The sequence below is a fragment of the Lacticaseibacillus hulanensis genome (assembly GCF_004010095.1).
In the GTDB taxonomy this organism is placed as follows: Bacteria; Bacillota; Bacilli; order Lactobacillales; family Lactobacillaceae; genus Lacticaseibacillus; species Lacticaseibacillus hulanensis.
Genome location: NZ_RRYD01000002.1, coordinates 1 through 26,282 on the forward strand (window position 1 = coordinate 1; position 26,282 = coordinate 26,282).

The 26,282-nt window shown below is 53.0% G+C and carries 24 protein-coding genes and 1 tRNA gene; 13 read left to right on the top strand and 12 right to left on the bottom strand.

Features of this window, described 5'->3' with window-relative positions:
• Positions 1 to 826: 826 nt before the first annotated feature.
• Complete coding sequence (gene radA / locus EKN00_RS00830) at positions 827 to 2,245, bottom strand: DNA repair protein RadA (RefSeq protein ID WP_127848245.1); 1,419 nt, start codon at positions 2,243 to 2,245, stop codon at positions 827 to 829.
• 27 nt (positions 2,246 to 2,272) lie between these two features.
• Entirely contained in the window at positions 2,273 to 2,815 is a 543-nt protein-coding gene (locus tag EKN00_RS00835; protein WP_127848246.1) for a dCTP deaminase/dUTPase family protein, read from the bottom strand.
• Positions 2,816 to 3,016: 201 nt separating this feature from the next.
• On the opposite strand from EKN00_RS00835, the gene EKN00_RS00840 reads away from it, so the two are divergent.
• The 5 genes from EKN00_RS00840 to EKN00_RS00860 all read left to right on the top strand — a co-directional run bounded on the left by EKN00_RS00840 (position 3,017) and on the right by EKN00_RS00860 (position 7,960).
• On the top strand, positions 3,017 to 3,340 hold the full coding sequence (locus EKN00_RS00840; protein ID WP_277749619.1) for a GNAT family N-acetyltransferase: 324 nt from the start codon (positions 3,017 to 3,019) through the stop codon (positions 3,338 to 3,340).
• 50 nt (positions 3,341 to 3,390) lie between these two features.
• Positions 3,391 to 4,074: a ribose-5-phosphate isomerase RpiA gene (rpiA, locus tag EKN00_RS00845; RefSeq protein WP_127848248.1), complete on the top strand. Its 684-nt coding sequence runs from the start codon at positions 3,391 to 3,393 to the stop codon at positions 4,072 to 4,074.
• A 49-nt stretch (positions 4,075 to 4,123) separates the two neighbouring features.
• Positions 4,124 to 4,960 carry a YitT family protein gene (locus EKN00_RS00850; protein ID WP_421825364.1) on the top strand — a complete coding sequence of 279 codons (837 nt, stop codon included), beginning with the start codon at positions 4,124 to 4,126 and terminating at the stop codon, positions 4,958 to 4,960.
• Between the two features lie 277 nt (positions 4,961 to 5,237).
• On the top strand, positions 5,238 to 6,560 hold the full coding sequence (locus EKN00_RS00855; RefSeq protein WP_127848249.1) for a C1 family peptidase: 1,323 nt from the start codon (positions 5,238 to 5,240) through the stop codon (positions 6,558 to 6,560).
• Positions 6,561 to 6,619: 59 nt separating this feature from the next.
• Positions 6,620 to 7,960 (top strand): C1 family peptidase, encoded by a 1,341-nt coding sequence (locus EKN00_RS00860; protein WP_127848250.1) that lies wholly within the window; start codon positions 6,620 to 6,622, stop codon positions 7,958 to 7,960.
• A gap of 110 nt (positions 7,961 to 8,070) precedes the next feature.
• Here EKN00_RS00860 and EKN00_RS00865 read toward each other — a convergent pair whose 3' ends face one another.
• Positions 8,071 to 8,409 carry a YlbF family regulator gene (locus tag EKN00_RS00865; RefSeq protein ID WP_127848251.1) on the bottom strand — a complete coding sequence of 113 codons (339 nt, stop codon included), beginning with the start codon at positions 8,407 to 8,409 and terminating at the stop codon, positions 8,071 to 8,073.
• Positions 8,410 to 8,451: 42 nt separating this feature from the next.
• Positions 8,452 to 10,536, bottom strand: a complete 2,085-nt coding sequence (locus EKN00_RS00870) for a PBP1A family penicillin-binding protein (protein WP_421825359.1) — start codon at positions 10,534 to 10,536, stop codon at positions 8,452 to 8,454.
• A 197-nt stretch (positions 10,537 to 10,733) separates the two neighbouring features.
• Between EKN00_RS00870 and EKN00_RS00875 the strand changes: the two genes are divergently transcribed.
• Positions 10,734 to 11,552 (top strand): RluA family pseudouridine synthase, encoded by an 819-nt coding sequence (locus tag EKN00_RS00875; protein ID WP_127848336.1) that lies wholly within the window; start codon positions 10,734 to 10,736, stop codon positions 11,550 to 11,552.
• A gap of 182 nt (positions 11,553 to 11,734) precedes the next feature.
• Here EKN00_RS00875 and EKN00_RS00880 read toward each other — a convergent pair whose 3' ends face one another.
• The 3 genes from EKN00_RS00880 to EKN00_RS00890 form a co-directional block, all read right to left on the bottom strand.
• Entirely contained in the window at positions 11,735 to 12,193 is a 459-nt protein-coding gene (locus tag EKN00_RS00880; RefSeq protein ID WP_127848252.1) for an arginine repressor, read from the bottom strand.
• 178 nt (positions 12,194 to 12,371) lie between these two features.
• A complete protein-coding gene (gene argS, locus EKN00_RS00885) occupies positions 12,372 to 14,054 on the bottom strand; it encodes an arginine--tRNA ligase (RefSeq protein ID WP_127848253.1) in 1,683 nt (560 codons plus the stop codon).
• Positions 14,055 to 14,271: 217 nt separating this feature from the next.
• A tRNA-Gly gene (locus EKN00_RS00890) sits at positions 14,272 to 14,342 on the bottom strand.
• A 468-nt stretch (positions 14,343 to 14,810) separates the two neighbouring features.
• Between EKN00_RS00890 and EKN00_RS00895 the strand changes: the two genes are divergently transcribed.
• The 3 genes from EKN00_RS00895 (at position 14,811) to EKN00_RS00905 (ending at position 16,304) form a co-directional block, all read left to right on the top strand.
• Positions 14,811 to 15,206, top strand: a complete 396-nt coding sequence (locus tag EKN00_RS00895; protein WP_127848254.1) for a hypothetical protein — start codon at positions 14,811 to 14,813, stop codon at positions 15,204 to 15,206.
• A 68-nt stretch (positions 15,207 to 15,274) separates the two neighbouring features.
• Positions 15,275 to 15,991: an AzlC family ABC transporter permease gene (locus EKN00_RS00900; protein WP_127848255.1), complete on the top strand. Its 717-nt coding sequence runs from the start codon at positions 15,275 to 15,277 to the stop codon at positions 15,989 to 15,991.
• A 4-nt stretch (positions 15,992 to 15,995) separates the two neighbouring features.
• A complete protein-coding gene (locus tag EKN00_RS00905) occupies positions 15,996 to 16,304 on the top strand; it encodes an AzlD domain-containing protein (protein WP_127848337.1) in 309 nt (102 codons plus the stop codon).
• 276 nt (positions 16,305 to 16,580) lie between these two features.
• On the opposite strand, the gene EKN00_RS00910 is transcribed toward EKN00_RS00905, so the two are convergent.
• Positions 16,581 to 17,288 (bottom strand): adaptor protein MecA, encoded by a 708-nt coding sequence (locus EKN00_RS00910; protein WP_127848256.1) that lies wholly within the window; start codon positions 17,286 to 17,288, stop codon positions 16,581 to 16,583.
• A gap of 135 nt (positions 17,289 to 17,423) precedes the next feature.
• A complete protein-coding gene (locus tag EKN00_RS00915) occupies positions 17,424 to 18,161 on the bottom strand; it encodes an MBL fold metallo-hydrolase (protein ID WP_127848257.1) in 738 nt (245 codons plus the stop codon).
• Positions 18,162 to 18,260: 99 nt separating this feature from the next.
• Between EKN00_RS00915 and EKN00_RS00920 the strand changes: the two genes are divergently transcribed.
• Entirely contained in the window at positions 18,261 to 18,770 is a 510-nt protein-coding gene (locus tag EKN00_RS00920; RefSeq protein WP_127848258.1) for a hypothetical protein, read from the top strand.
• A gap of 95 nt (positions 18,771 to 18,865) precedes the next feature.
• On the opposite strand, the gene ptsP is transcribed toward EKN00_RS00920, so the two are convergent.
• From ptsP to EKN00_RS00935, 3 genes are all read right to left on the bottom strand, one after another.
• The gene (gene ptsP, locus EKN00_RS00925; protein ID WP_127848259.1) at positions 18,866 to 20,587 is read right to left on the bottom strand and encodes a phosphoenolpyruvate--protein phosphotransferase; all 1,722 of its coding nucleotides are present in this window, start codon (positions 20,585 to 20,587) and stop codon (positions 18,866 to 18,868) included.
• Positions 20,587 to 20,853, bottom strand: coding sequence for a phosphocarrier protein HPr (locus EKN00_RS00930; protein WP_127848260.1), 267 nt, complete (start codon positions 20,851 to 20,853; stop codon positions 20,587 to 20,589). The genes ptsP and EKN00_RS00930 overlap by 1 nt, the downstream gene beginning before the upstream one ends.
• Positions 20,854 to 20,941: 88 nt before the next feature.
• Positions 20,942 to 21,130: a hypothetical protein gene (locus tag EKN00_RS00935; RefSeq protein ID WP_127848261.1), complete on the bottom strand. Its 189-nt coding sequence runs from the start codon at positions 21,128 to 21,130 to the stop codon at positions 20,942 to 20,944.
• A gap of 501 nt (positions 21,131 to 21,631) precedes the next feature.
• Between EKN00_RS00935 and EKN00_RS00940 the strand changes: the two genes are divergently transcribed.
• From EKN00_RS00940 to EKN00_RS00950, 3 genes are all read left to right on the top strand, one after another.
• Positions 21,632 to 23,839 (top strand): ATP-dependent Clp protease ATP-binding subunit, encoded by a 2,208-nt coding sequence (locus tag EKN00_RS00940; RefSeq protein WP_164847977.1) that lies wholly within the window; start codon positions 21,632 to 21,634, stop codon positions 23,837 to 23,839.
• 271 nt (positions 23,840 to 24,110) lie between these two features.
• Positions 24,111 to 24,410 carry a DUF1827 family protein gene (locus EKN00_RS00945; protein ID WP_127848263.1) on the top strand — a complete coding sequence of 100 codons (300 nt, stop codon included), beginning with the start codon at positions 24,111 to 24,113 and terminating at the stop codon, positions 24,408 to 24,410.
• Positions 24,411 to 24,569: 159 nt separating this feature from the next.
• Positions 24,570 to 25,475, top strand: coding sequence for a MucBP domain-containing protein (locus EKN00_RS00950; RefSeq protein ID WP_127848264.1), 906 nt, complete (start codon positions 24,570 to 24,572; stop codon positions 25,473 to 25,475).
• Positions 25,476 to 26,282: the final 807 nt, after the last annotated feature.

Here is a 26,282-nt window from a genome sequence, read left to right on the forward strand (position 1 = left end):
ACGGCACATTCAGCTAAAGATAATAAAAGAAAAATACTGTAATGTCGGGGATTGTGCTTGACTAACGGTAGAAAATTCAGCCCCGCATCTGCTTCTTGGGGTCTACGAGACTAATACGTGTTGTTAAGATCCGCTGGAAAAGCTTTGTCCTCCTAGCGGGTCTTAATTTTTGCCGGCTATGGTGTGGAGAAGCCCAATGCAAGAACCGCATTGGTCTTCTCTCACCATAGCTTTCACAGGAAAATCCCAGCCGCACTACACGCGCACCGTCCCCACCCAGTCGCTACAACGTGGTTAAAGTCCTTGTTCCCGATTTCTAAGTACAACTGAGAAATTCACAACCAAGGTAATTCCCTCAGGCTTGCTCAGTTTTCCCTCTTTGAAGCTGGTGTTGGGTCCTGAATCTATACCATTATCCAGCGGAGCGTTGTGGGGTTTGGTCGGAGGGTCCGGGCTGGGTCTCGGGTGTGCCGCCCAGCCGTGGCAACAAAGAAAAGAGGTGTGACGACCGCGGTTTTTGCGGTTGGCACACCTCTTTTCTTTGTGGGAAAAATTTAGATTTGCATTGAGGAGCTGTCAGAATGTTGATTACGAGATAGACCGAAAATTTAATCGCTACGTAGCGAACGAGTTAGACTCAGGCTGCGACGATGCAAAGCTAAATTTTTAGTCTGGAGACGGCGCTTTTCCGGCTCCAGACGACCGCCACAGCGACCCGGGCGAAGCACACCCGAGGCCCAGCCCGGACCCGGAGGCCAAACCCCGCAGCGCGGAGCCCGACCGCGTAACAATGTGTGAACGCCAAAAGACGCCATGTGGTTAGAGATTAGAACCCTTCGTTGACGATGCCGCGTGGTGGGCGTGCTCCTGTATTCCCGAATAGCTTGTGCAGCGCCTCCGCGACGCTCGTGACGCCGACCACGTTGATGTCGGTCGGTACGTCCCACCCCTGAAGGTTGTTCTTCGGGACGAAGATGCGCTTGAATCCGAGTTTTGCCGCCTCGCGCACGCGGTCTTCAATCCGGTTCACGCGCCGCACCTCGCCCGTCAGTCCAATTTCGCCAACGAAGCAGTCAGTCGCGGGGATTTCCTCATCGCGGTACGAACTGGCAATTGCCACCGCGATGGCGAGGTCAATTGCAGGTTCGTCCAGCCGCACGCCACCGGTCGCCTTGAGGTAGGCATCCTGGTTCTGCAGCAGCAGGTTCGCCCTTTTCTCGAGGACCGCCATGATTAGGCTGACCTTATTGTGGTCCAGGCCGCTACTCGTGCGTTTCGCGTTTCCGTACATCGTCGGGGTCATCAATGCCTGGATTTCCACCAGGATTGGTCGTGTTCCTTCCATCGAGACAACGACCGCCGAGCCGGTTGCGCCCGCAAGCCGTTCTTCGAGGAAAATTTCGGACGGATTGGCCACCTCAGTTAAGCCGCCCTGACGCATTTCAAAGATACCAATTTCGTTCGTGCTCCCAAAACGGTTCTTCACCGAACGCAAAATCCGGTAGGTGTGGTGCATGTCACCTTCGAAATACAGGACGGTGTCCACCATGTGTTCCAGAATCTTGGGCCCAGCGATTGCGCCATCCTTGGTCACGTGGCCAACGATGAAAATCGTGATTTGCTTGCTCTTGGCCAGACGCATCAGCTCGGCCGTCACCTCACGAATCTGGCCAACCGACCCGACCGCTGAATTCATGTCTGGCACGTTCATCGTCTGCACGGAATCAATAATCAGGTAGTCCGGCTGGAGATCATCGACCGCACCCATGATGCTCGGCATGTCCGTTTCCGGGTACAAATACATGCCGGAATCAGCCACGCCCAGGCGTTCTGCCCGCAGCTTAATCTGGCTAGCACTTTCTTCACCCGAGACGTACAGCACCGTGCCGTGGTCGGCAGACAATTGGCCACTCACCTGCAGCAGCAGCGTTGACTTACCAATCCCCGGGTCACCACCAATCAGGATTAAGGACCCCGGAACAATCCCGCCACCAAGAACGCGGTTCAACTCCGCCAACTTGGTTGTCACGCGCGATTCACGCTGCGCTGTTACGGAGTTCATCCGCTGCGGTACAACCTTGTGCCCGTCGATGTTGGTGCGTGGCTTGCTGGCTGCTGTCGGTTCGGGTGCAACGGTTTCTTCAACCATCGTATTCCACGCCCCGCATTCGGGGCAGCGCCCTAAGTAGCTGGCCGAGACGTTGCCGCAGTTCTCACAAACATAACGTGTTCGTGTTTTTGCCATGATTACCTCCGTTATTGCGCAAATTGTCTAGAAGCCGGTTGAGCCAAAGCCACCCTTACGTTCCGCTGCGGCGGCGCCGTCATCCCCATCAACCGCAAGATACGGCATGAAGATACCTTGACCAAGCCGCTCGCCCTTTTTAATCACCACGTCGCGTGGGTTCAGGTTAACGAGCTGAAAGAAGATTTCGCCTTCGTTATCCTTATTATTGTAGTAATCAGCATCAATCACCCCGACACCATTGGGCAAAATCAGCCCGCGCTTGAGCGGATTGCTGCTGCGGTTAGCCAGAATCAGCACCTCATCCGGCTGCATGAACGCCTTAATCCCCGTTGGCACGAGCATTGGCTTCAATACCTTCTCCGCGCGGGTGAAATCCTCGCCCGTCAGTGGGTGCTCATTCTTAATCAGCCGAAAAAGCCGGATGAAGTCATACCGCCAGATACTCTTGAGCACGAAATCTTCGCGCGCAAAAAAGTCATACCCAGCTGCATTCTTCGTTGTCCGGACCGGTAAATTGAGCCCGTCGTCCTTGTACTTACTTACTATTTCAAATCCACGCTTTGCCATGGTTGCCCTCACATTCTGTTAATGCTTCCAGTCTATCACGGCAGGCCCACCGGGTGAACACGTGCAACACAACGAATGTGTGACAATTGCGCGCGGTACCTAGGCTGGCAACTCAATATCTGTTTCCGAACCACGCCCGCGCGTTGAGTAACCGCCCATTAATGCCCTGTCTGGCTAATTTATAAATGTGGTAAAATTAGGATATTATGCAGGCGTGTCAACCAATGGAGGTTTGAACAAATGGAATTCCAGCACGAAGATGGCCGCTACTTTATCACCAGTCCGGACGGCAAGTTACTCGCTGAAGTTGTCTATCCGCGGATTGATGATGGCAAAAACGTTGTTATCGAACGGACTTACGTTGACCCCAGTTTGCGCGGACAGGGCATCGCGGGCAAACTGGTTAAGCTGGTCGTCGATGAGGCCCGGCGCGATAACTTCCTGATTGAACCGCTGTGCACGTTTGCGGCCAAGGAGTTCCAGCGCCGCAGTGAATACGCGGACGTCTTGCGCCCCACCAAGTAAACCAAACGCACGCGTGAATTTGCTTCACGCCCAATTACGAAAGGACAATCATGGATCAAAGTGAATTGAAAAAAGTTGCTGCAGAGCGCGCCGCCGAGTTTGTTGAAGACGGCATGACAATCGGTCTCGGAACCGGGTCAACGGTCTTCTTCCTCGTTGAGGCGATTGCGCGCCGCATTCAGGCTGAGGGCCTCCACATTCAGGCCGTCGCCACCAGTAGCCGCACCGCCGACCAAGCAACCGGCCTCGGCATTAAGATGCTCGACCTGAACGAAGTCGACCACATTGACCTCACAATTGACGGTGCCGATGAAATCGACGCGCACTACCAGGGCATTAAGGGCGGTGGCGCAGCGCACACGCTTGAAAAAATGGTGGCGATTAACAGCCACCGCAACATCTGGATTGTCGATGAGAGCAAACTCGTCCAAGTTCTGGGCAAATTCCCGCTCCCAACGGAAGTAATTCCGTTCGGTTGCGAGCGCGTCTTCCAGCGGCTTGAGGCTGAGGGATTGCACCCCCACTTCCGGCTGGACGCTGACGGCAAGCGCGTTTTGACCCACAATAAAAATTACGTCATTGACCTGCACATGGGCGCAATCAAGCACCCCCACTTGCTCGCACATTTTCTGGATTCGCAATCCGGTATTCTGGAACACGGTCTGTTCCTTGACCTCGTTAACACCATCGTGGTCGGCACCCAGGACGGCGCGAAGGTCATCAAGGCCCGTTAAGCGCGTCTGAGTTTGCGCGAACTACCCCACGACGTTGAATCGAGGAAACATCTTGAAACACATTCTCCGCAATGCGCTGTTTATCGTCCTCGGCGCAATCTTTTACGCCGTTGCCATCAACTACTTGCTCATCCCCAGCCGGATTGGTGAAGGTGGTGTCACCGGCCTCACCACAATTGGCTATTACGCCTTGAATATTCCGCCGGCGCTCACGAACCTGGTGCTGAACGGCATCATCATGCTCATCGGCTTTCGCTTCCTCGATAAGGCGACCGTCTTCTATTCCCTGTGGGCGGTGGCCTGCATCTCGTTGTTCCTGCACCTGCCCGTGCTGTTTACTTACCACACCAGCCAAACCATCATTCCGGCAATCTTCGGCGGGGTGCTCATGGGCATCGCCATGGGTGTGATTCTGCGGGCGAATGGCACCATCGCGGGCAGCACCATCCTGGCCAAAATCGTCAACAAGTACCTCGGCATCAAAAACGGGACGGCCACCCTCATGTTCGACCTGTGCGTGGCCATTCCGTCGGGGTTCATCATCGGCTTTCAGAACATGTTGCTCACGGTGCTCGAGCTGTACGTCTCGGCGGTCGTCCTCAACATGTACCTCGACCGGTTCGGGGCAAAGCGGTCGCTCATGATTATCTCCAGTAAGCACGAGGCCATCGCTAGTGCGCTGACCGAACAGTTCGGCCAGGGCGTGACCATGCTGAAGGCAACGGGCTTTCACAGCGGCACGAACCAGGATGTGGTCTACTTCATCTGCACATCCAAAATCTGGCCCCAGGCATTAAGTCTGGTCAGCAGTTTGGACGCAAATGCCCTCATCGTGGCTGATCAGGTGCGCAGCGTGCGCGGGGTCCACCTGACCAAACTGCTGTAGTTTTGGCTACCAATTCTGCCACGCACGCCGGGGTATTTTGCCCGTGCGTTGCTGCAAACCAATAATTAACGAGCCACCAAGGCGGACACATTCTCTCCCCTTGGTGGCTTTTTGCGTTCACTTTGAATCTAGTGTCCGTTTGCTCCCCCTTTCGCCATTTTTCTCTCATATTAATGTTTTACTCCCCGACCAAATAGGGTACACTTGTGTACGTTGCCACCATTGGCATAGCTACGAACACAAGGAATTAACCCAGTTTACATAGGAGGTCTGAATTATGGGAAAAAGTATTAGTTTTGACCAGATTGCCGCTTACAAGCAGGATTTGGCTAAAACCCCCGGCAGCAGTGCCCTCGCCAAGGCGGTGCAGAACGTGGGACCACTGGCCGCAAGCCGTGACATTCTCGGTAAAAGCGCGCTTAGCCCCGTCTTTTCTGACGAGATCAGCACCGATGCCGTTACCAACCAGAAACAATCGGGGCGGTGCTGGCTGTTTTCAGAGCTGAACACAATGCGCCACGTTACGAGTGCAAAATTCGGCATTAAGGACCTGGAGTTCTCCCAGGCGTTCAACGCATTCTACGACCGGTTGGAAAAATCCAACCTGTTCCTGCAGCACATCATCGAATCCGCGGACAAGCCCATCACCGACCGCACCGTTGCGGCCTACTTGGCGGACCCAAACGGCGATGGCGGTCAGTACGACAACGCCGCAGCCCTGATTGCTAAGTACGGCGTTGTGCCCAAGTCCGTGATGCCCGAGACGTACCACTCCTCCCGCACCGGCGCCCTGAACGCAACGCTCACCCTCAAGCTGCGCAAGGATGCGATTGAACTGCGCAAGGCAATTGCTGACGGCGCGACAGACGAGGAAGTTGAAGCTTTGAAGCAAAGCCAGTTGAGTACCATTTACCGCATCTTGGCCTACGCTTACGGCGAACCAGCCCAGAAGTTCGACTTCGAGTACCGGGATAAGGACAACAATTACCACATTGACCGCGATTTGACGCCTAAAACCTTCTACGAAAAGTACATCGGCTGGAACCTGGATGATTACGTGACCCTCGCCAGCACACCAGAGGCCGGCAAGGAATACTACCAGCCATACCACATGCCAAGTCAGGACACCGTTGTCGGCGGCCGGCCCGTCACCTTCGTGAACGTTCCGCAAAAGGACCTCGAAGCCATGGCCATTGCCCAGATTAAGTCCGGTGAGACGGTCTGGTTTGGTAATGACGTCAGCGAGAACTCCGACCGCAAGAGTGGCACGCTGGAAGGCAACCTTTACGACCTGTCCGCACTGTTCAACACCAACATGACACTGAGCAAGGGTGACCGCTTTGCAACGCGCCAGGCCGAAGTGACGCACGCAATGGTGCTCACCGGTGTTGACCTCGTTGACGGCCAGCCAACCAAGTGGAAGGTCGAAAACTCTTGGGGCAAGGAAAACGGGCACGACGGCTACTTTGTTGCGGATGAACAGTGGTTCACCGATTACGCCTACGAGGTTGTCATCAAGAAGAGTCTGCTCAGTCCCGAAATCAAGGCGGCCCTCGATAAGGACGCAATTGACCTGCCAATCTGGGACAGTTTACGCTAATTGTGTTACACTATTTAACGAATCTATAATGATATTCAAAACTAAGGAGTGAACTTTTAATGACGAAAGCAATTTCTTCAGAAAATATTGCTCAGTACGCTAAGGATCTCGCCGCAACGCCCGCATCCAGTGCTTTGCAAAAAGCCGTAATGAACAACGGGATTTTGGCCACATCCGAGGACACGGCCAGCAAGGTTGAACTTACACCAACCTTCTCCATCGATTTGACTACCGGTGCTGTTTCCAACCAGAAGCAGTCTGGCCGTTGCTGGATGTTCGCCGCCCTCAACACGATGCGTCACTCCATCCAGGCTCAGTTCAAGCTCAAGGACTTCGAACTTTCTCAGAACTACACATTCTTCTGGGACAAGTTTGAAAAGTCCAACTACTTCTACGAAAACGTGATTGCCACCGCCGACCAGCCAACCGACTCACGCAAGGTTGCCTTCCTGCTCACCACCCCACAACAAGATGGTGGTCAGTGGGACATGCTGACGGCACTCATCGACAAGTACGGTATCGTGCCTAAGTCCGTGATGCCCGAAACCTACTCTTCTTCCAAGAGTAACGAACTGAACGCAACCTTGAACCTCAAGCTGCGTCGCGATGCAGTTGCGTTGCGGAAGCTCGTTAGCGAAGGCGCAAGTCAGGATGAACTCGAAGAAACCAAGAACAAGTTCCTGTCCGAAGTTTACCGCATCCTCGCTTACACGCTTGGCAACCCACCAACGGAATTCGACTTCGAATACCGTGATGACGACAAGAACTACCACATCGACAAGGGCCTGACCCCTAAGTCCTTCTACGACAAGTACATCGGCTGGAACCTTGACGACTACCAGTCACTCATCAACTCCCCAACCGCCGACAAGCCTTTTGACCACCTGTACACGGTTGAAATGCTGGGTAACGTTATCGGCGGCCGTGAAGTTCGCCACCTGAACCTGTCCATCGAAGACTTCAAGGCAGCGGCAATCCGTCAGCTCGAAGCCGGCGAATCTGTCTGGTTCGGTAGTGATGTTGGTAAGGAATCCGATCGTCAGGTTGGGATTATGAACCCAGGCATCTACGACCAGGACGGCCTGTTCAACACCTCCTTCGCCATGACCAAGGGCGAACGCCTCGACTACGCTCAGTCCCTCATGACCCACGCCATGGTTCTGACCGGTGTCGACATCGTGAACGGCAAGCCAACCAAGTGGAAGGTTGAGAACTCTTGGGGCGACAAGGTCGGCACGAAGGGTTACTTCGTTGCTTCCGATGCTTGGTTCGACGAATACGTCTACCAGGTTGTTGTGAACAAGAAGTTCCTCACCGATGACCAAAACGCTGTCATCAAGGCTGAATACGACAAGCCAACCCTCCTTGCACCATGGGATCCAATGGGCGCACTTGCATAAGCACGTTACGCAAAAAACACTCAGGCAATCGTCTGGGTGTTTTTTTGACCGAACGCCGAACGCCATAACAAAAGCCCCAACCGCAATGTCAGCGGCTGGGGCTTTTTGGTTTAGCGGTACAAGTCAGCGATTGGCTTGCTGATGATGGCGTTCATCTCGTCCATCAACTGGGCCAATGCCTGTTCCTTCTGGATGAGCTCCTTGATTGGCTCGATGTCCTTAATCTTGTCGCCCAATTCCTGAAGCTTAGACAGGTCATCTGGGGCAAATTCGAGGCCCTGAGCCTGCTTTTGCTGCAGTTCAAGCTGTTTGTCCTGGAACTGTTTGAAAAGGCCGTAAGCAACCGCGTCGAGCTTGAGCATATCGAAGGCGTGCTTCAAGGCTTCGAACTGTTCGGTCTTCTGCAAGTTTTCAGCCATCTCGTTGGCTGTGTCGTAAATGTTAATCATGGGGGCTCCTCCTAATAATGACTATCCGGTTGCGCAGGCCGGCTACTGAAATAGTGACTTGATTCCGTCGACCCAGTTGCCAACGGTTTCCTTCGCGCTTTCCACACCCTTTTGCACGCTGTCCTGGACATCGCCCCAAACATCGCTGCTGGAGCCGTTATCCGTGCCAGTATCCGTACCGTTACTGCGTGCCATTGATTGGGCATCAGACGTGCCAAAACTGGTTTGCGGCGTGTTCGGCAAAATGCCTTCCATTTCGTCCTTGAAGATGGTCTTAACCGTTCCGCCCGCACCCGTCAGGTAATGGTCCTTATCAGTGTATGCAAAGCCGGTCCAGGTTGCAACCACAATATCAGGTGTGTAACCAACAATCCACTCGTCTTTTTGGCCGGCAGTGGTCCAGGAAACCTGACTGGTCCCGGTTTTCCCGGCGACCGTGAAGCCATTTGGTTTAGCCTTGGCTGCCGATCCGTAATTGAACGTGCCAATCATCATGCTCGTCATTTCTTTGGCAACGGAACTACTAATAATTGATTTGTTACTGCTGTTATCCTGGTAAACCACCGTGCCGGTCGCGTCGACAATCTTGCGGATGAAATGGGTCTCCGGAATCTTCCCGTTGTTTGCGAACGTCGAGTAGGCGCGCGCCAGCATCTCCGGTGTAATCTTGGTGCTGGTCCCACCGAGGGCCGCCGACAGGTTCCGGTCCGACTTATCGAGGTCGATGCCGAACTTGCCCAGACTGTTAATTCCCTTTTGCAGGCCAATCTTGTTGAGCGTCCACACGGCGGGAACGTTGACACTGTTGGCCAGCGCCAGGTACATCGGCATGGATTTCTGGTACACCCCATCAACGTTCGTTGGCGTATAGTTGTCCGCCCCGAAACTCTGCTTTTCGTCCGACAGTTCGGTGTCGTAGTGCATGCCACTTTCAAGCGCCGGGGTGTAAACCATGAGCGGCTTCAAGGTCGAACCCGGTGAGCGGCCCGACATCGACGTCGCGTAGTTCAGGCCGCGATAGACGTGCTTGCCCCGCGCACCGACTACGGCCAGCACCCCACCGGTTTGGGGGTTAACCGCAATGGAGGCGGCCTGTGCCTGCGTCCCGTCGCTTGCGTTTGCTGGGAACAACCAACTGCGCTGGAACGTGTTATCCATCTTTTGCTGGTAGGTTTGGTCCAAGGTAGTGTAAACCTTGTAGCCCTTATTCAAAATGTCGTTCTCGGAAACGCCATCCTTAATTGCCTCGCTGATGACGGCATCGAAGTAGTCTGGGTACCGGTCCGCATTGTCGGCCTTGTACGTGTTCCGCAGCACGAGCCGCGTCTGCTTGGCCGCGTTCGCCTGACTCTGGGTCAGGTGACCAGCCTCCACTTCAAGGTCCAAGACGAGGTTCCGGCGGCTAATCGCGTGGTCCATGTGGTCGACTGGGTTGTAAAAACTAGGACTACGCAGCATTGCCGCCAGCGTTGCCCCCTCCCCAGCAGTGAGCTGGCTCGCGGACTTGCCAAAGTAGCGCCGGGACGCGTCCTCCACGCCCCACACCCCGTTACCGAAGTAGGCGTTGTTCAGGTACATCGTCAGGATGTCCTTCTTCGAGTAAACCTTGTTGATCTGTACGGCCAGAAACAGTTCTTGGGCCTTACGCGCAAAACTCTGTTTCTGGGTCAACAGGGTGTTTTTGGCCAGCTGCTGGGTGAGCGTACTCCCCCCACCGGTGATGGCCCCGCGGTTGATAATTAGCTTCACGACCGACCGGAGAATCCCCTTGATGTCAAAACCAAGGTTGGTGTAAAAGCTGCGGTCTTCGGTACTGATGACCGCGTTTTGGACGTTGACGGAAATCTTGTCCAGTTCGACCCAAGTTCCTTTTTGGGAATACAAATTACCCGCAGACTTGTTATCCTGGTCGTAGACGGTCGTCTTCGTCTGCAAACTGCTCTTGATGTTCTCGACGTTTGACGTCTTGGCCTTGTAGGTGAAGTACGCGGACAACACCAAGATGAACGTGAGCATGATCAAAATGAACCACCGAACAAGCTGAAACCGCCGCTGAATCCGGCCGAGCCAGTGCCAAGCAGCCGCAATGACCCGTTTGACCCACGCACGAATTTGCTGCCAATCCACGAACTTCACTTCCCTTCAGTTTTTTGTCAATATTTTCGTTATAATAACTCTTAACGATGAAAACGGGGCGATAACCATCTAATTTTAGCATAAAATCGTGGCCGCCCCGCCGCCCATGTACTACTTTACATATTCCTTCACTAATTGAGGTGCGACTTTTGACCGATTTTTACCAAAAAATTTATGATGTGCCCGCGATGCCCAGCGTCCGTGCGCTAATGCAGCACTGGCTCATCCCCAAGCACCTGCAGGGCCAGTTGCGCATGACCGAGGGGATTACGGTGAACGGCACCTACCAGCCCATGAGTGCAGCTGTAGCGGCCGGCGCCACCGTCGAGTTGCACTATGCGGGCGAGGAGTCTACCGTTAAGCCATTCCCCGGGCCCATCGCCGTGATTTATGAAGACGACCAGCTGCTGGCGGTGAATAAGCCCGCGGGCCTCAAAACCCACCCCAACAAGGACACGGACACCGACACGATGATTGCGCGAATTGGCCACTACCTGGGGCAGCCGGCCTTCATCACCCACCGGCTCGACATGGCCACTAGCGGCATCCTGCTGGTCGCCAAAGATCCGCTCAGCCAGGCCATCATTAACCGCCAGCTCGCCACCAAGGCCGCGGCCAGAACCTATTCCGCGCTTGTGTCCGGCGACATTCCGGACGCTGGCACCATCGACGCCCCCATCGGCCACATGGATGACGACATTCGCCGGCGCGAGGTCCGCGAAGATGGCTTGCCGGCAAGAACGCACTACCGCGTTTTGCACCGCTTCGGCCCGTATGCAACCGTCGCCCTCACCCTCGAAACGGGCAGGACCCACCAGTTGCGGGTCCACCTGGCGCACATCGGCTTCCCCATTATCGGCGATCCACTGTACGGCACCGAATCGGCAGCACGCATGTACCTGCATGCCACCACGATGACCCTGACGCGGCCATTTGCGGATGAGCAACTTACAATCAGTTGCCCAGCGAACTTCGAAGTACCAAGTATGGGCAAAGCGCAGCACTAGGTTACCTGTTCAAACTAAATATAAGACTAGCAGTGCGCGCTCAGCCAAACTCAGCAGCATTACCGGCAACAAACAAGGCCCGCAGTGAGGATTTGCTCCCCGCTGCGGGCCTTGCTCATTCATGTTCATTTCGGCTTCAAAGTAAACGCGGCAACAAACGCCCCCGAAATCAAAGCGCAGCGTTAGTCAACCCGCATTGCGTCGTTGTACTGCTCGTTGAACCAGATGGCGCCCTGTTCATCTGGGCTGATGACCACAATCGTGTCGTGCCCAGCCACAGTGCCCGCAACCTGGGGGAAATCAGCGTCGTCGATTAGTGCGGCCAGCAAGTTCCCGTTGCTTGGTAATGTCTTAATCACGTTCATGAACATCACCCGGGTAATGCTCACGCCGACCTCGCGCACGGTGCTGTTAAGCCGCTCGGTGAGGCTGATGTTACCCTGCTGCAAAATTGTGTACCGGCTGTTGCCACTTAGGTCCTTGGATTTGACGATGCGCATTTCGCGAATATCCCGCGAAACGGTCGCCTGCGTTGCAAAAATCCCTGCCTTTTGGAGTTCCTTCAGCAGCTGTTCCTGCGTCTGAACAACCTTGGTGCCGATAATCTTGGCTACGGCTTCTTGCCGCTCTGCCTTTTTCAATATCGGTTCCTCCTTTGATAGCGCGTCTAGATACGAATCACCAGGCGCACTGCGTAATTTCATATGTTAATTATACACCATTACGGCTGATAATATGCAAAATAATGTATAAAAATCAATCTACTGTAAAATGATAAATCGGACAACGCGCCGACTACCCGCCGCGTTGCCCGATTCATTACATTTCTTTAGGTGCCTTAACGCCGAGCAGGTTGAGGGATTCTGTCAGAACAACGGAAACACTCTGAACCAGTGCCAGACGTGCTGGCAAGCCCGCGTCATCAACAAGAACCTTGGTGTGTGCATAGTACTGGTTGAAGGTCTTGGCAAGCTTGAGCGCGTACTTGGCAATCACGGATGGTTCGTATTCCTTGGCTGCGCGTGCAATCATGTCTGGGAAAGCACCGAGTTGCTTCAGGACTGGCCATGCGTTGGCGTCATCAAGGGTGACGGTCGCATCTGCCTTGGCGTCCGTCTTGGCCAGGATGGAGTTAGCCCGGGCATTCGTGTACTGCACGTATGGGCCCGTTTCACCTTCAAACCGAACCACTTCTTCCAGGTTGAAGTCGAACTGGTCAACCCGTTCGTTCTTCAGGTCGTGGAAGACCACGGCGCCAACACCGACTGCATCCGCAACTTCATCGGCGTTCTTCAGGTCTGGGTGCTTTTCAGCAATCTGCACCTTCGCCAAATCAACCGCTTCGCCGAGCACCTTTTCGAGCAGGATGACGTTCCCCTTACGCGTGGACAGCTTCTTCCCGTTGGCGGTAATCAGGCCGAACGGAATGTGGTGAATGTCATCAGACCAGTCCTTGCCCATTTCCTTGAGCACGGCCTTGAGCTGCTTGAAGTGTTCGGTCTGTTCCATCCCAACGACGTACAGGTTCTGGGTGAAGTGGTATTCATCGTGCCGGTAAATGGCCGCAGCCAGATCCCGCGTCATGTACAGCGTTGCGCCATCGCTCTTGCGAATCAGAGCCGGATTCAGGTCGTACTTGCTGAGGTCAACGATTTCGGCACCGCGGCTCTCCTGGAGTAAACCCTTTGCCTCAAGCTCATCCGTGACCTTGTCCATCTTGTCGTTGTAGAAGGCTTCACCGTTGAAGCTGTCGAACTCAACGCCGAGAATGTCGTAAATGCGCTTGAATTCCTTCAGACTTTCGGAACGGAACCAGCTCCACAGGCGGGTTGCTTCCGCGTCGCCGTCTTCAAGCTTCTTGAACCAGGCGCGTGCTTCATCGTCCAGTTCTGGCTGGGTTTCCGCTTCTTTGTGGAAGCGCACGTAGTATTCCAGCAGGTTCTTGATGGGGTCGGCCTTAACTGCGTCTTCGCTGCCCCACTTCTTGTAGGCAACGATGAGCTTCCCGAACTGTGTCCCCCAGTCACCCAGGTGGTTGATCTTGATTGGCGTGTAGCCGACCTTGGTCAAAATCTTGGCGATGGAGTTCCCAATCACCGTCGAACGCAGGTGCCCCATGGACATTGGCTTAGCGATGTTGGGGCTGGACATGTCGATGGGCACGTTGCCGTGACCGAGGTCCTGCTTACCGTAGTCACTGCCCTGCTCCGCAATCGTAGCCAGCACTTCCTTGGCAAAGGTTGTCTTGGCGAGGAAGAAGTTCACGTATGCGCCAGTTGCGACCACCTTTTCGAACTGGCTGGCATCAATTGCATCTGCAAGTTCGGCAGCAATCTTCACCGGCGCCATGTGCCGACTCTTAGCCAGAATGAACGTTGGGAATGCATAGTCCCCAAGATCATTGCTCTTCGGTGTTTCAATCAGCTTGGTGATCTGTTCCTGCGTCAGCTCATCGCCCAAAGCAGCGGTAATCGCATCAATTACTTGTTGTTTGAAATCCATCATTAACCTCCTAGAATATAAAAAAAGCTCGCCTCTTCAAAATAGAAGAGACGAGCCACCTGCCCGCGGTACCACTCTTGTTGGCGTTACCGCCCACTCTAATGTTAGATTGTAAACCTTCAAGAACGCGCCCCGGATTGCTCATGCTTACATCGCACTGCAGTAAGCTCACTGAAATGGCGCTGTCCGGTTCCTCTCTATCATTAGGTTGGGATGAAGCGGTCGACGAGAATCGAACTCGCGACACCAGCTTGGGAAGCTGGAGTTTTACCACTAAACTACGACCGCAACAACAGAATGTAGTATAGCACGGGCACCAAACCTTTGCCAACCCCTTTGTGAAAAAAAGTGACGCAATGCCCCTGCCGCTAAACCAGGGTGAAACTTCACAGTCATCCAGCCAAAGTGCCCGGAATTCGGGGACAAATCTCACGACCCATTCAGCAAAGTTTCATCAAAAGCATCCGGAAAAGGCGCATTTTGTCCCGCAAAATCGTCGCATTTTTCCGACAAATTATCGTGAGCCGTTAAGTTGCCAGAGTAGTTTCTAAAGTTGTTAATAAAGTGACTCCAGATTCTCTCTTTCCTATTTACGGATGGCGCGGCTTGTGGCAAAATTAGAAACTGTTGTGCACGACTTTTTGTCACAATACCGAACTTTCAACAATCATAAGAAAAATCCTGATTAGAGCTTTAATAGTATTGGCTATTTTCTCTAACCATGTTATAATTTTAGAAGTAGGAGGAGGGATAGATATGGCTAAAAATGAACGGCGTTACTTCTTCGTTGCAAAAAACGTCAAAACAGACAACGGATACACAATTGAATTTTTGAACATTCCGCATGTCTCAGCTTCAGGGGTGACGTACGCAGAGACGGTTTACTACTCCTACCGCGCACTTGCCGATTATCTGAACCAATTGCCCAAGGACGAAGCGGAACTCACCGCCTATACCTTGTCTGGGATTCCGGAAAATGCCGCGAACACCTTCTACTCCATTGTGACTGTCCCCGGGGATTTCAATCCGCACAAGATGACCACGACATTCACGATTGCGCAAACCCTGCCTGACGAAATTCGCAGTCAGGCCGCAAAGCTATCGCACTTGGTTGAATATGACGACAAGCCCCTTTCCTCTAACCATGCTTAATATTCCAATCAAATAGACCGCTGTTGCGGTCTATTTTTACTAATTCGACAGTGTTAGGAGCCAAACCTATGAATTCTGATTTAACTTTTCGCACCGGCCTGAAAGACACGTTGCCCACCGTATTCGGCTACATCGGCATTGGCCTGGCCTTCGGGATTGTCAGCCGGGCCGCGGACATGTCCGTCTGGATTGCCCTGTTGCTCGCCCTCATTACATATAGCGGTGCCGCCCAGTTCGTCATTGTCAGCATGGTCGCCGCGCAGAGTCCCCTCATTTCGATTGTCCTGTCCGTCTTCATGCTCAGCGCGCGAATGTTGCTGACCAGCATGACTGTTGCCCCGTATTTCGCCGACGAAAGCATGGGCAAGAACATTGCGGTCGGCACCCTGCTCACGGACGAAACCTTTGCGCTCTCGATGAGCAAGCTCAACTTCACCGACCACAAATTAAGCTACCCCTGGCTAACCGCGGCCAACATTTTTGCCTACTCGACCTGGGCCGCGGCCTCAGTTGCGGGTAACCTGATTGGTAGCCTAATTCCAGATCCAGAAAAATTCGGACTGGATTACGCCCTCGTGGCCATGTTCATCGGGCTGCTGTATCTGCAGATGATTGGTGACCACAGCATGAAGTTCAGCTTTCAGGTTGAGCTGGTGCTCCTCGTGCTTGTTTTGACCTACGTTGGGATGATTTTCATTCCCAGCAGTCTGCTTGTCCTTGTCGTCACCATCGTCACCTGCCTAATTGGAATGGGGGTCCGTCGCCGTGCAAACACCAACATTTAGTTACATGTTACTGGTCATCATCACGACCGGCCTCGTCACGTGGCTGTGCCGGGTGCTGCCGTTCGTCGTGTTGAAAAAATGGGGGATGCCCCGCTGGATGGTCGACTTCCTCAGCTTCGTGCCAGTCGCCATCATGAGCGCGCTGCTGTTCGATAATCTCCTCGTCCAGCACCTGGGCTCGCTGCCAACGCTCAACGTACCGAACACACTGGCAGCAATTCCCTGCTTCATCGCGGCGATCCTGACCAGATCACTCCTAGTCATCGCCGTCGTCGGCGTCATCTCCCTCGCGCTTATCCGCTACATCATGTAAGGTTGGCCATGAGCTAGCGGCTCCACGCCCCGGCATTTGGCCTCCGGGTCCGGGCTGGGCCTCGAGTGTGCTTCGCTGGGTACAATATACCGCAAAAATGAAAACGTCAGCCAGAACAAAGCATAAGTAAGAATCCAATATTACAGCTTATTGCCTTGTTTTGAATCAATGCCGGCCATTAATTCACCCTCCGTAGCCACTGGGCGCGGCCCGCAGACAATGAAAATGCAAAAAAACTCCGAGCACATTTGTGCTCGGAGTTTTGCTAATTACGTTTTATGCGAAGTAGTACCGGGTTGTTTCCAGTGCGCTGGTGGCCATGACGTGGTCGCCGTGCTCCTCAAGCATCTCCGGAGTCACGTTTGTGCTGAACCCGTACTCGTTTGCAATACTCATCTGGACCTGCGCCTCAGTCTCGCTAACCATGTTGCTGTAGAACCGCAGCACTAGGAAGTACTGGTTGCGGAACTTGTACAGGTCACTTACCCCACCTTCAAGCCGGAGCTCTTTGGCCAGGTTGATCATTGCCTCAAAGTCTGGCAGCTGCAACGTCAACGCGGCACTGTCACCATCGCCGAAGAATTCGAAGTCCTCTTCATCCTTGACGTCGGCCTTATCCGCAGCAGGCTTGCTGTCGGTGTACTTGGCTAGTGTCTCCCGGGCGAGGCGACTAAACTTGTCCGTTGGCATCTCGCCACTGCCGGAATCGTCCGGGGCATCTTCAAGGGCATCATCATCGTCACCAAGGGCGGTCCGGGAGATGAAAATCTCGAGGCCCTCACCACTTGGCATCACCTGGAAGGTTACGGCACTGTTATCTGTGAAAGTGTGGTCGACATCCACTTCCTCAAGAACACCATAGAAGAACTTCTCGATGCGCTTGTGGTTTGCCACAAGGTCACCCATCTGAATTCCCCGGTCTTTGAGCTCCTGTGTGTCCATGAAAACACGAATCGTATCATCGTTAATTCGTTCCATTTCCATGATGTCTCCCCCTAACTTTCAGCGACGTTTTCACATTGGAAAATCGTCTAATCTGTTCTTTAACACTCGAAATATCAGTGTAACACCAAACGTTCGGAATATAAACTCTTTATTATTTAAAAATGTATAATCGTATTAAATTGTTAATACCGGCCCATCACTTGCAAGCAGAACCGGGATGCTTCCAGCCGCTGTTTCAGCCTCTTGCCGCAGCGCCTCTAGATCTTCAGTTTGCGGTAGGTGCGTTAAGAGTAATTCCTTGACCCCAGCATCCGCGGCGACCTGGCCCGCCTCGCCGCCGGTCAAGTGCCAGCGCGGCTTTGGTTTACTGTTGCGGAAGTTCGTGTCCGCCATCAGCAAGTCCGCCCCCTGGGCAAATGGTGCAAGACCGGCGAAGTAGCGCGTGTCACTGGTGTTCACCACGATTTTGCCTGTTGCCCGCTCAACAATGCGTACCGCAAACGCTGGAACCGGGTGCTCGGTTTCAAGGAAGGTCAGCGTAAACGGTCCGACTTCAAGCCTAGACTCACCCGCATAACCGACGCCCTTCGTGAAGTTGCCAAAGGTGAGCGCGGCAAAATTGAGTGGATCCTTCGTGTGCCCGTAAATTGGCAAGACTGGCTCCTTCTTGTCGCCGGGACGCAGCTGCCAGTAGTATTGCAGCGTGCCCACGTCAGCCGTGTGGTCGTGGTGGTAGTGTGTCAGCAGCACCCCGTCCAGCTGCAACGGGTCCAGATGCTTTTCCAGTTCCAGCAGCACCCCACTACCAGCGTCCATCAGCAGGTTAAAGTCCCCGCTGGTTACCAGGTAGCCACTCGTGCCAATGCCATCTGCGGGGTAACCCCCATAATATCCTAGAATTCGAATTTGCATATTAGTTTTCCTCCCGGCTAAGTCTGTCATCCTTAAAAGTCACCTGTTTACCGCCTAAACAGCCGTGAAAGCGATATAATGAGTTAAGGAGGTGTAACGATGACCAAATCATTGCAAACAGTTTTCGGTTCACAACAGTTCTTAAACACCCTTATTTCTAAGGTACCGCAACCGGCGTACCTTCTCAAGCCTAGCGCCAGCACACAGAACTTCATGTTGCTCGATATGTCCGGTCAAGGCCAATTTAGCGTCCCAATCAGATTCACCGTTGCACGCACAACTGGCACCATCGAATATGGTGAGTTCATCCAGTTCATGTATTTCTACATCACCAAGGATCAAGAAACATTATTCACTAACGGTATGGACAAGATTTTCAACGCCAAGGACCACTTCCCCGGCATCGGCAATATCACCCTTGGCCGCGCGCAGTCCGAACGCATTCAGTACGTCCTGATTACGTCCTGGGAACGGAGCACGGACTTCTTCAAACTGAAGGAAACCCCTGCATTCGAACCAATGCGCAAGTACATGGACCGCGCGGCGCAGACCGGCGGCTACCACGAGACGGGCTACAAGGTGCTCGCACCACACGAATACCTGGACTAACACGTGCTTCGGCAGTGAATCTTTGCCGCAACGACGCGCAATATATACAAAAAAGCCCTCACGCAATGCGTGGGGGCTTTTCGTATGGTCTGACATTACTTAACGTTCTCTTCTACAAGGGCCTTGTTCTGGTCGTTGGAGATGTTCTCGTTAATCGCTGTGTCAGCGAGCTTCTTCATGTCTTCGGTGGACAGCTTCTTCATGAGGGAACGAACCTTCAAGATGGAGGTTGCACTCATGGAGTATTCGTCGAGGCCGAGGCCAAGCAGGAGTGGCACCATGATTGGGTCACCAGCTGCTTCACCACACATGCCGACCCACTTGCCTTCTGCGTGTGCCGAGTCAATAACGTGCTTGACGAGGCGCAGAATGGATGGGTTGTATGGCTGGTAGAGGTAAGAAACGTGTTCGTTACCACGGTCAGCAGCCATCGTGTATTGAATCAGGTCGTTGGTCCCAATGGAGAAGAAGTCAACTTGCTTAGCAAACTGGTCTGCAAGGACAGCAGCTGCTGGGATTTCAATCATAATCCCGAGCTGGATGTCGTCAGAAATCTTAACGCCATCAGCAACAAGCTTTTCTTTTTCTTCAGTGAAGATCTTCTTAGCTGCCTGGAATTCCTGAAGTGTCGCAATCATTGGGAACATAATCCGTAGCTTACCAAATGCGGATGCACGAAGAAGTGCACGCAACTGGGTGCGGAAGATTTCCTGCCGGTCGAGACTAATCCGGATTGCACGGTAGCCCAAGAATGGGTTCATTTCTTCTGGAAGTGGCATGTATGGCAGGTGCTTATCGCCCCCGATATCCATTGTGCGCACAACCACAGGCTTAGGGTTCATTGTTTCAACAACCTGCTTGTATGCTTCGAACTGGTCGTCTTCGCTAGGGAGTTCAGCAGAGTCCATGTACAGGAATTCAGTCCGGTACAGGCCAATTGCTTCGGCACCGTTAGCCAGAACCCCATCGAGGTCCTTAGGCGTACCAATGTTAGCAGCAAGGTCGAAGTGCTTACCGTCAGCCGTTACCGTCGATGCAGTCTTGAGCTGAGCCCATTCTGCCTTCTTGGTTGCGTAGTCAGTAGCTTCCTTCTCGAACTTAGCTTGACGATCTGCATCTGGGTCCACCACAACCTGCCCGGTCAAACCATCAACTGCAAGCAGCTGACCGTTCTTAACGGACTTCGTGATGTCTTGGGTCCCAACAACAGCTGGGATTTCAAGAGAACGAGCCATAATCGCAGAGTGCGCGGTCCGGCCACCGATATCGGTGACAAAAGCCTTAACGTACTTCTTGTTGAGCTGAGCAGTGTCACTTGGCGTAAGGTCGTGGGCAACCACAACTACTTCTTCGTCAATGAGCGCTGGGTTTGGCAGCTGAACACCAAGCAGGTGGCTGAGTACACGCTGGGAAACGTCGCGGACATCCGCTGCACGTTCCTGCATGTATGCATTGTCGGTCATTGCTTCAAATGTAGCAATGAACATTGAAGAAACATCTGAAAGTGCCTGTTCAGCGTTTTCCTTGTCGTCTTCAATCTTAGACTTAACAGCACCAGTGAACTCAGGGTCGGCCAGAATCATCATGTGGGCATCGAACACCTGAGCTTCTTCTTCCCCGAGTGATTCAACCGCTTTTGCACGGATGAGCTTCAGGTCAGCATTGGAAGCTTCGATAGCGGCATCAAAACGCGCCGTTTCGGCTGCTGTGTCTTCAACTGTTGTTTTGGTAAAGGACAAGTCGGGCTGAACGAGCATGTACGCCTTAGCGATAGCAATCCCGTCGGACGCGGCAATACCCTGGAGTTCCTTGGTCATTATTCAGCCAGGCCTTCCTTCTTCATCGTGTCGTCGATAGCTGCAATTGCGTCAGCTTCGTCGGCACCTTCAGCAGAGATGGTTACGTCGGCACCCTGGCCAACACCAAGGCTCATAACGCCCATGATGGACTTAAGGTTTACAGACTTGCCCTTGTATTCAAGGTTGATGTCTGAGGTAAACTTGCTTGCTGCCTGAACAAGCAAGGTTGCTGGACGGGCGTGGATCCCACTAGCTGCAATAACGTTGTATTCACGAGTTTCCATGAAAAATCTCTCCTTTGGTCTGGTTAAAATCAATTCCTGTAAAGGTTACCATTTTTACGAGCGGTTAACAAGTCTTTTATAAGAGCGGTTACGCGTTGGCGGACACATAGTGGTAAATGATTTTCCCACCACGCTTTGCTGTCCCCACGATTTCCTTGCGCTCTGGATAATTCGTCCAGGCGTCACGGAAGGCCATGAAGTTCGTCGAGTCGATTTCAATCTCCTCAATCTCGCCAGCGCGCAGCTTGTCCATAAGTTCGACATAGTCAGTTGCCACGAATGATACCTCCTTTTCAGAATGCAAATTAGTTTAACACGCAATCGGTTACAAGACAATGCACGCCTTTTCATTTTTGCAAAATTTCTGGATTATTCCTAGGCATATACGGTACTAATCCGAAATAAATGCCAAAGTGCCGGCGATTATCCGCAAAGGTGAATTTTGTGAAAAAGTTTTCTTAAACTTTAATTTTGGCCGGTGCACAAGTCCCCTTTTGGCCGGCCAGTGCAGCAGCTGGTATACTCCCCCGTCTCGCTAATTTCGCTGGGCCATCCGCCCGATTGCCGCTAGCGAAAGTCACTTTCAGGGCGTTAAAAACGCTGCCGGACACAACTGCTAATTTGCCTTGAAACAAAATTAGCACTCTCGGGTCTAGAGTGCTTGCAAATATTTGGCTCTGAGTTATACTATGGTCATGGTCAAGAAAGGTCAAATAAAAGCAAATGTGTTTTTGACCTTTGCGGCCGCACACCATCTATAGAAAGGTTGTGACAAATAGTGTTGTGTGAGAACTGCAAAAAGAATCCAGCAACGATTCATCTGTACACTAACGTCAACGGTTCCCGCCAAGAAGTCAACCTATGTCAGAACTGCTACCAGCAATTGAAGGAGCAGAATATGAACCAGCAGTCGACTAACCAGGCAAACGATCCGTTCGGGTTTAACGGCCTGGACGATATTTTCCGCGCCATGAGTGGCGACAATGCGGGAGCAGGCAGTCCGCAAAGCGGCAACACCAGCAACCAGCAGATGCGCGGCAGAAGACAAGGCAACGGCAATGGCGGTGGCGGCTTACTGGCCCAGTTCGGGGTTAACCTGACTGACCAAGCCAAGAACGGCGAAATTGATCCCGTTATCGGGCGGGACAAGGAAATTGCCCGTGTTATTGAAATTCTCAACCGGCGCACAAAGAACAACCCCGTCCTCATTGGTGAGGCCGGAGTTGGTAAGACCGCTGTTGTTGAGGGCCTTGCGCTGAAGATTGCAAACGGCGAGGTACCACAAAAGCTGCAAGATCGTCAGGTCATCCGGCTCGATGTTGTTTCCCTCGTTCAGGGCACCAGCATGCGGGGTCAGTTTGAACAGCGCATGCAGCAGCTGCTTGATGAACTCAAGAAGCGCAAAGACATCATTTTGTTCATCGACGAAATCCACGAAATCGTGGGTGCCGGTAACGCTGAAGGCGGAATGGACGCGGGTAACGTTCTGAAGCCTGCACTTGCTCGGGGCGAACTCCAACTCGTTGGGGCCACCACCAGCAACGAATTCCGGACGATTGAAAAGGACTCTGCCTTAGCGCGGCGGCTCCAGCCGATTACGGTCAACGAACCATCGACCGAGGAAACCGTCAAGATTCTGGAAGGAATCCAGCCACGCTACGAAGCGTACCACCACGTCCACTACACGAAGGACGCCATCGATGCGGCGGTGCAGCTATCTGCCCGCTACATTCAGGACCGTTACCTGCCTGATAAGGCAATCGACTTGCTCGATGAAGCCGGTAGCCGCAAGAATCTGACCATCACGGCGATTGACCCCGCAGTGATTGACAAGAAGATTAAGGATGCCGAAGCCCAGAAGCAGGACGCCCTAAAGAGTGAGGACTACGAAAAGGCCGCATTTTACCGCGACCAGGTAACTAAGCTCGAGAAGATGCAAAAGGATCAGGCGGACTTGCCTGAAGACCAGCAGCCCAAGGTCACCGAGAAGGACATGGAACAGATTGTCGAGGAAAAGACCGGCATTCCTGTTGGCGAACTTAAGCACCAAGAACAGGAGCAACTGAAGAGTCTGGCTCCGACTTTGGCAAGCAAGGTTATTGGACAGAACGAAGCAGTTGATAAGGTTGCCCGCGCAATTCGCCGCAACCGCATCGGTTTCAACAAGACCGGCCGGCCAATCGGCAGTTTCCTGTTCGTTGGCCCAACTGGTGTTGGTAAGACTGAACTCGCCAAGCAGCTAGCTTCCGCCCTGTTCGGGACTGAGGATTCGATGATTCGCTTCGACATGTCGGAATACATGGAGAAGCACAGTGTGTCTAAGCTCATCGGTTCCCCTCCTGGCTACGTTGGCTACGAGGAAGCTGGTCAGCTGACCGAAAAGGTTCGTCGTAACCCATACAGTTTGATTTTGCTCGACGAAATCGAAAAGGCGCACCCTGACGTCATGAACATGTTCCTGCAGATTCTGGACGATGGCCGTCTTACGGACAGTCAGGGTCGTGTGGTTTCCTTCAAGGATACGATTATCATCATGACCACGAACGCCGGGGCAACGGACGCCGAAGCCAACGTTGGGTTCTCTGCCAGCATCAACGGCACCACCCACAGCATCCTGGCGCAGCTGGGTAACTACTTCAAGCCTGAATTCCTGAACCGTTTCGATGACATTGTTGAGTTCCAACCACTCAGCAAGAACAGTCTACTTAAGATTGTCGACCTGATGATTGATGACACCAACAAGAACATCTTGGCGCAGGGGCTGAGCATTCGCGTAACGGCACCAGTCAAGGAGAAGCTCGTGGAACTGGGTTACAACCCAGCCATGGGTGCACGTCCACTTCGCCGGGTCATTCAAGAACAGATTGAGGACCGCATTGCGGACTACTACCTCGATCACCCAGACGTGACCGCACTGGAAGCACGGATGAGTGATGGCAATATCACCGTCACCGCCGCCGCTGCACCAGCAGTTGCTGAGAAATAAATTAAAAAAGTCGTCACATGATCGAAAAAGTCGTGACGGCTTTTTTTGTGCGCAATAATCAAAAAGGTGTGCACATAATCATCTAAATTAAAAAGAGAATTGGCCGGACCGGCTTCCACCACATGGGCCCCACTGCCAATTCCAATCCACATGTGCAGGTGTTCACCACTTCTTGTCCACATTAGTGAATCCGATTACAAAAAAACTGGAAAGTCGGTCCGCGTTACCTTATACTTAACATATACAAAGGAATCGAAAGGACTGATACACGATGCGGCTTATCGATGTCACCAACTCATACGCACACCTAGTCTCGCAACAGTTAGCGAACACCAACGCTCAGCTCGTGCAAGTCTACTCCCTGGGTCAGACGACGGTCGTCTTTACGGAATCGCCACACCACCAAGAAGTACTCTTCACTAACGAACGTCGTAACATCCAGAATGGTGAGATAGATTTTACTTTAAAGGAATTAGCTGGAAAGGGCATCAAGGATGTCAAGGTACTTCGTTCGCGGCACTTAGCTGAAGTAACGATTCGTACCCCTGAGAGTTCTGCAGCGTCAGTCTAAACTATCTGCCGGGATACACACTAAAATAGTTCGCGTGGCGCGGATTATTTTAGTGTGTATTTTCGCATACTGACCGACTGACGTACATATATTTTACGATTAAGCACCACCGATTATTTCATAGAAAGCAATGTCCACTGGGCATTTGGGGAATGTGCAATGCAAATATCTGATTACTTGTGGCAACGTGCACGTCCCGAGTCCCCGCGCTCGATTAGGCACCGTCGTCACGTTCACCGCAATAAGAAAATTAATATTCGGCAGACACCAGTTGAACCCGCTGCGGTTAACCTCAAGCCAGATTCAGCCAAAACAATTGAGCAAATGCGGCCAGTACCGCAAAAGTCTGACCAACCTAACGAGCCTGAGCAACAGCACGTTCAAATGCGCCAGCCACGGCCGGTCCGCAAAAGCAGACGCATTCGCGTGCGCATTGATTACCACGATGCGGATACCGGCAAGCGGATTGCCAATCCAACCATGATTAGCGGCCACCCAGGCGAACGGCTCGCACTCAATTATCCGCAGCTAGAAGACTGGATTTTCGCCCGCATTGTTGGTTTTACGCCCACCTTCCCCAAACGGCGCCTGACCATTGTCCTCTATTACGTGCGGGTCAACGGTGCCCCGGTAATCGTGTACCACCGCGATCAGGACGGCCAGCTCTTGTGCCCACCGGAACATCTCACGGGACCACTTGACGCGGACTACACGGCATCGTGCCTGAACTACTTCAAGGGCTTGGTTCAAGGTGACGCTCAGATTAGCGGCCAGTTCACAAAACACGTCCGTGTGATTACTTTCACCTACCACATTGTCCCGGTCGTCCCAATTAAGTTGCCGGATGTTGCCTACGTTGAGCTACTGACTGAAAAAGAAGTCTACGAGTCCCCCGCCAGTAACGTGCCCCTACCCGCAATCCTGCCCCAGGGAACCTTCTGGCGCGTCTTTGCGGCCGCACAGACAACTACCGACCACCAGGTGTGGCTCAGCTTAGGCGGCGCACAGTGGCTCACAAACACCAACACGAGAGCCCACCAGCAAAATCCGTTTCTGCCACGATGAATCAGCTAAGCACTGATGCTGTCCGGCAGCGTCAGTCGTTTTGGTGGTATGAGTTGCTGAGTGGTATAGGGGCCGCGACTGGGCGGGGCCGGTGCGCGTTCCGTGCGGCTGGGATTTTCCGTGCGGCCGGTTGAAGCCCCCAAAACCTGGTCTTCAACCTAAAAATTGAGCCCCGCATGCCCGCTCTTCGGGTTACAAACTTAATACGTATTGTTAAGACCTGCTGGGAAACCTTGTTCTCCTAGCGGGTCTTAATTTTTGCCGGCTATGGTGTGGAGAAGCCCGATGCAAAACCCTCACCGGTCTTCTCTCACCATAGCTTTCACAGGAAAATCCCAGCCGCACTACACGCGCACCGACCCCGCCCAGTCGCTACAACGTGGTTAGAATATAAATCTTACAACGGCACCGTATAAAACAGAAATAACTGTCATACCGGAATCCATCACGCTTCATAGAAGATATATAGTCTACCGATACGAGGCAACTGGATGTCACTTTCTATCCAGCGGAGCGTTGTGGGGTTTGGCCTCCAGGTCCGGGCTGGGCCTCGGGTGTGCTTCGCCGTGGTCGCTGTGGCGGTCGTCTGGAGCCGGAAAAGCGCCGTCTCCAGACTAAAAATTTAGCTTTGCATCGTCGCAGTTAGTATTAGGTGTGTACGATACTTAGCATGTTTACGCTCGTTTCATCTTGTAATTCAGACCTGACAGCTCCTCACACAAATCTAAATTTTTCCCACAAGAATAGAGGGTGTGCCAACCGCAAAAACCGCGGTCGTCACAACCTCTATTCTTGTTGCCACGGCTG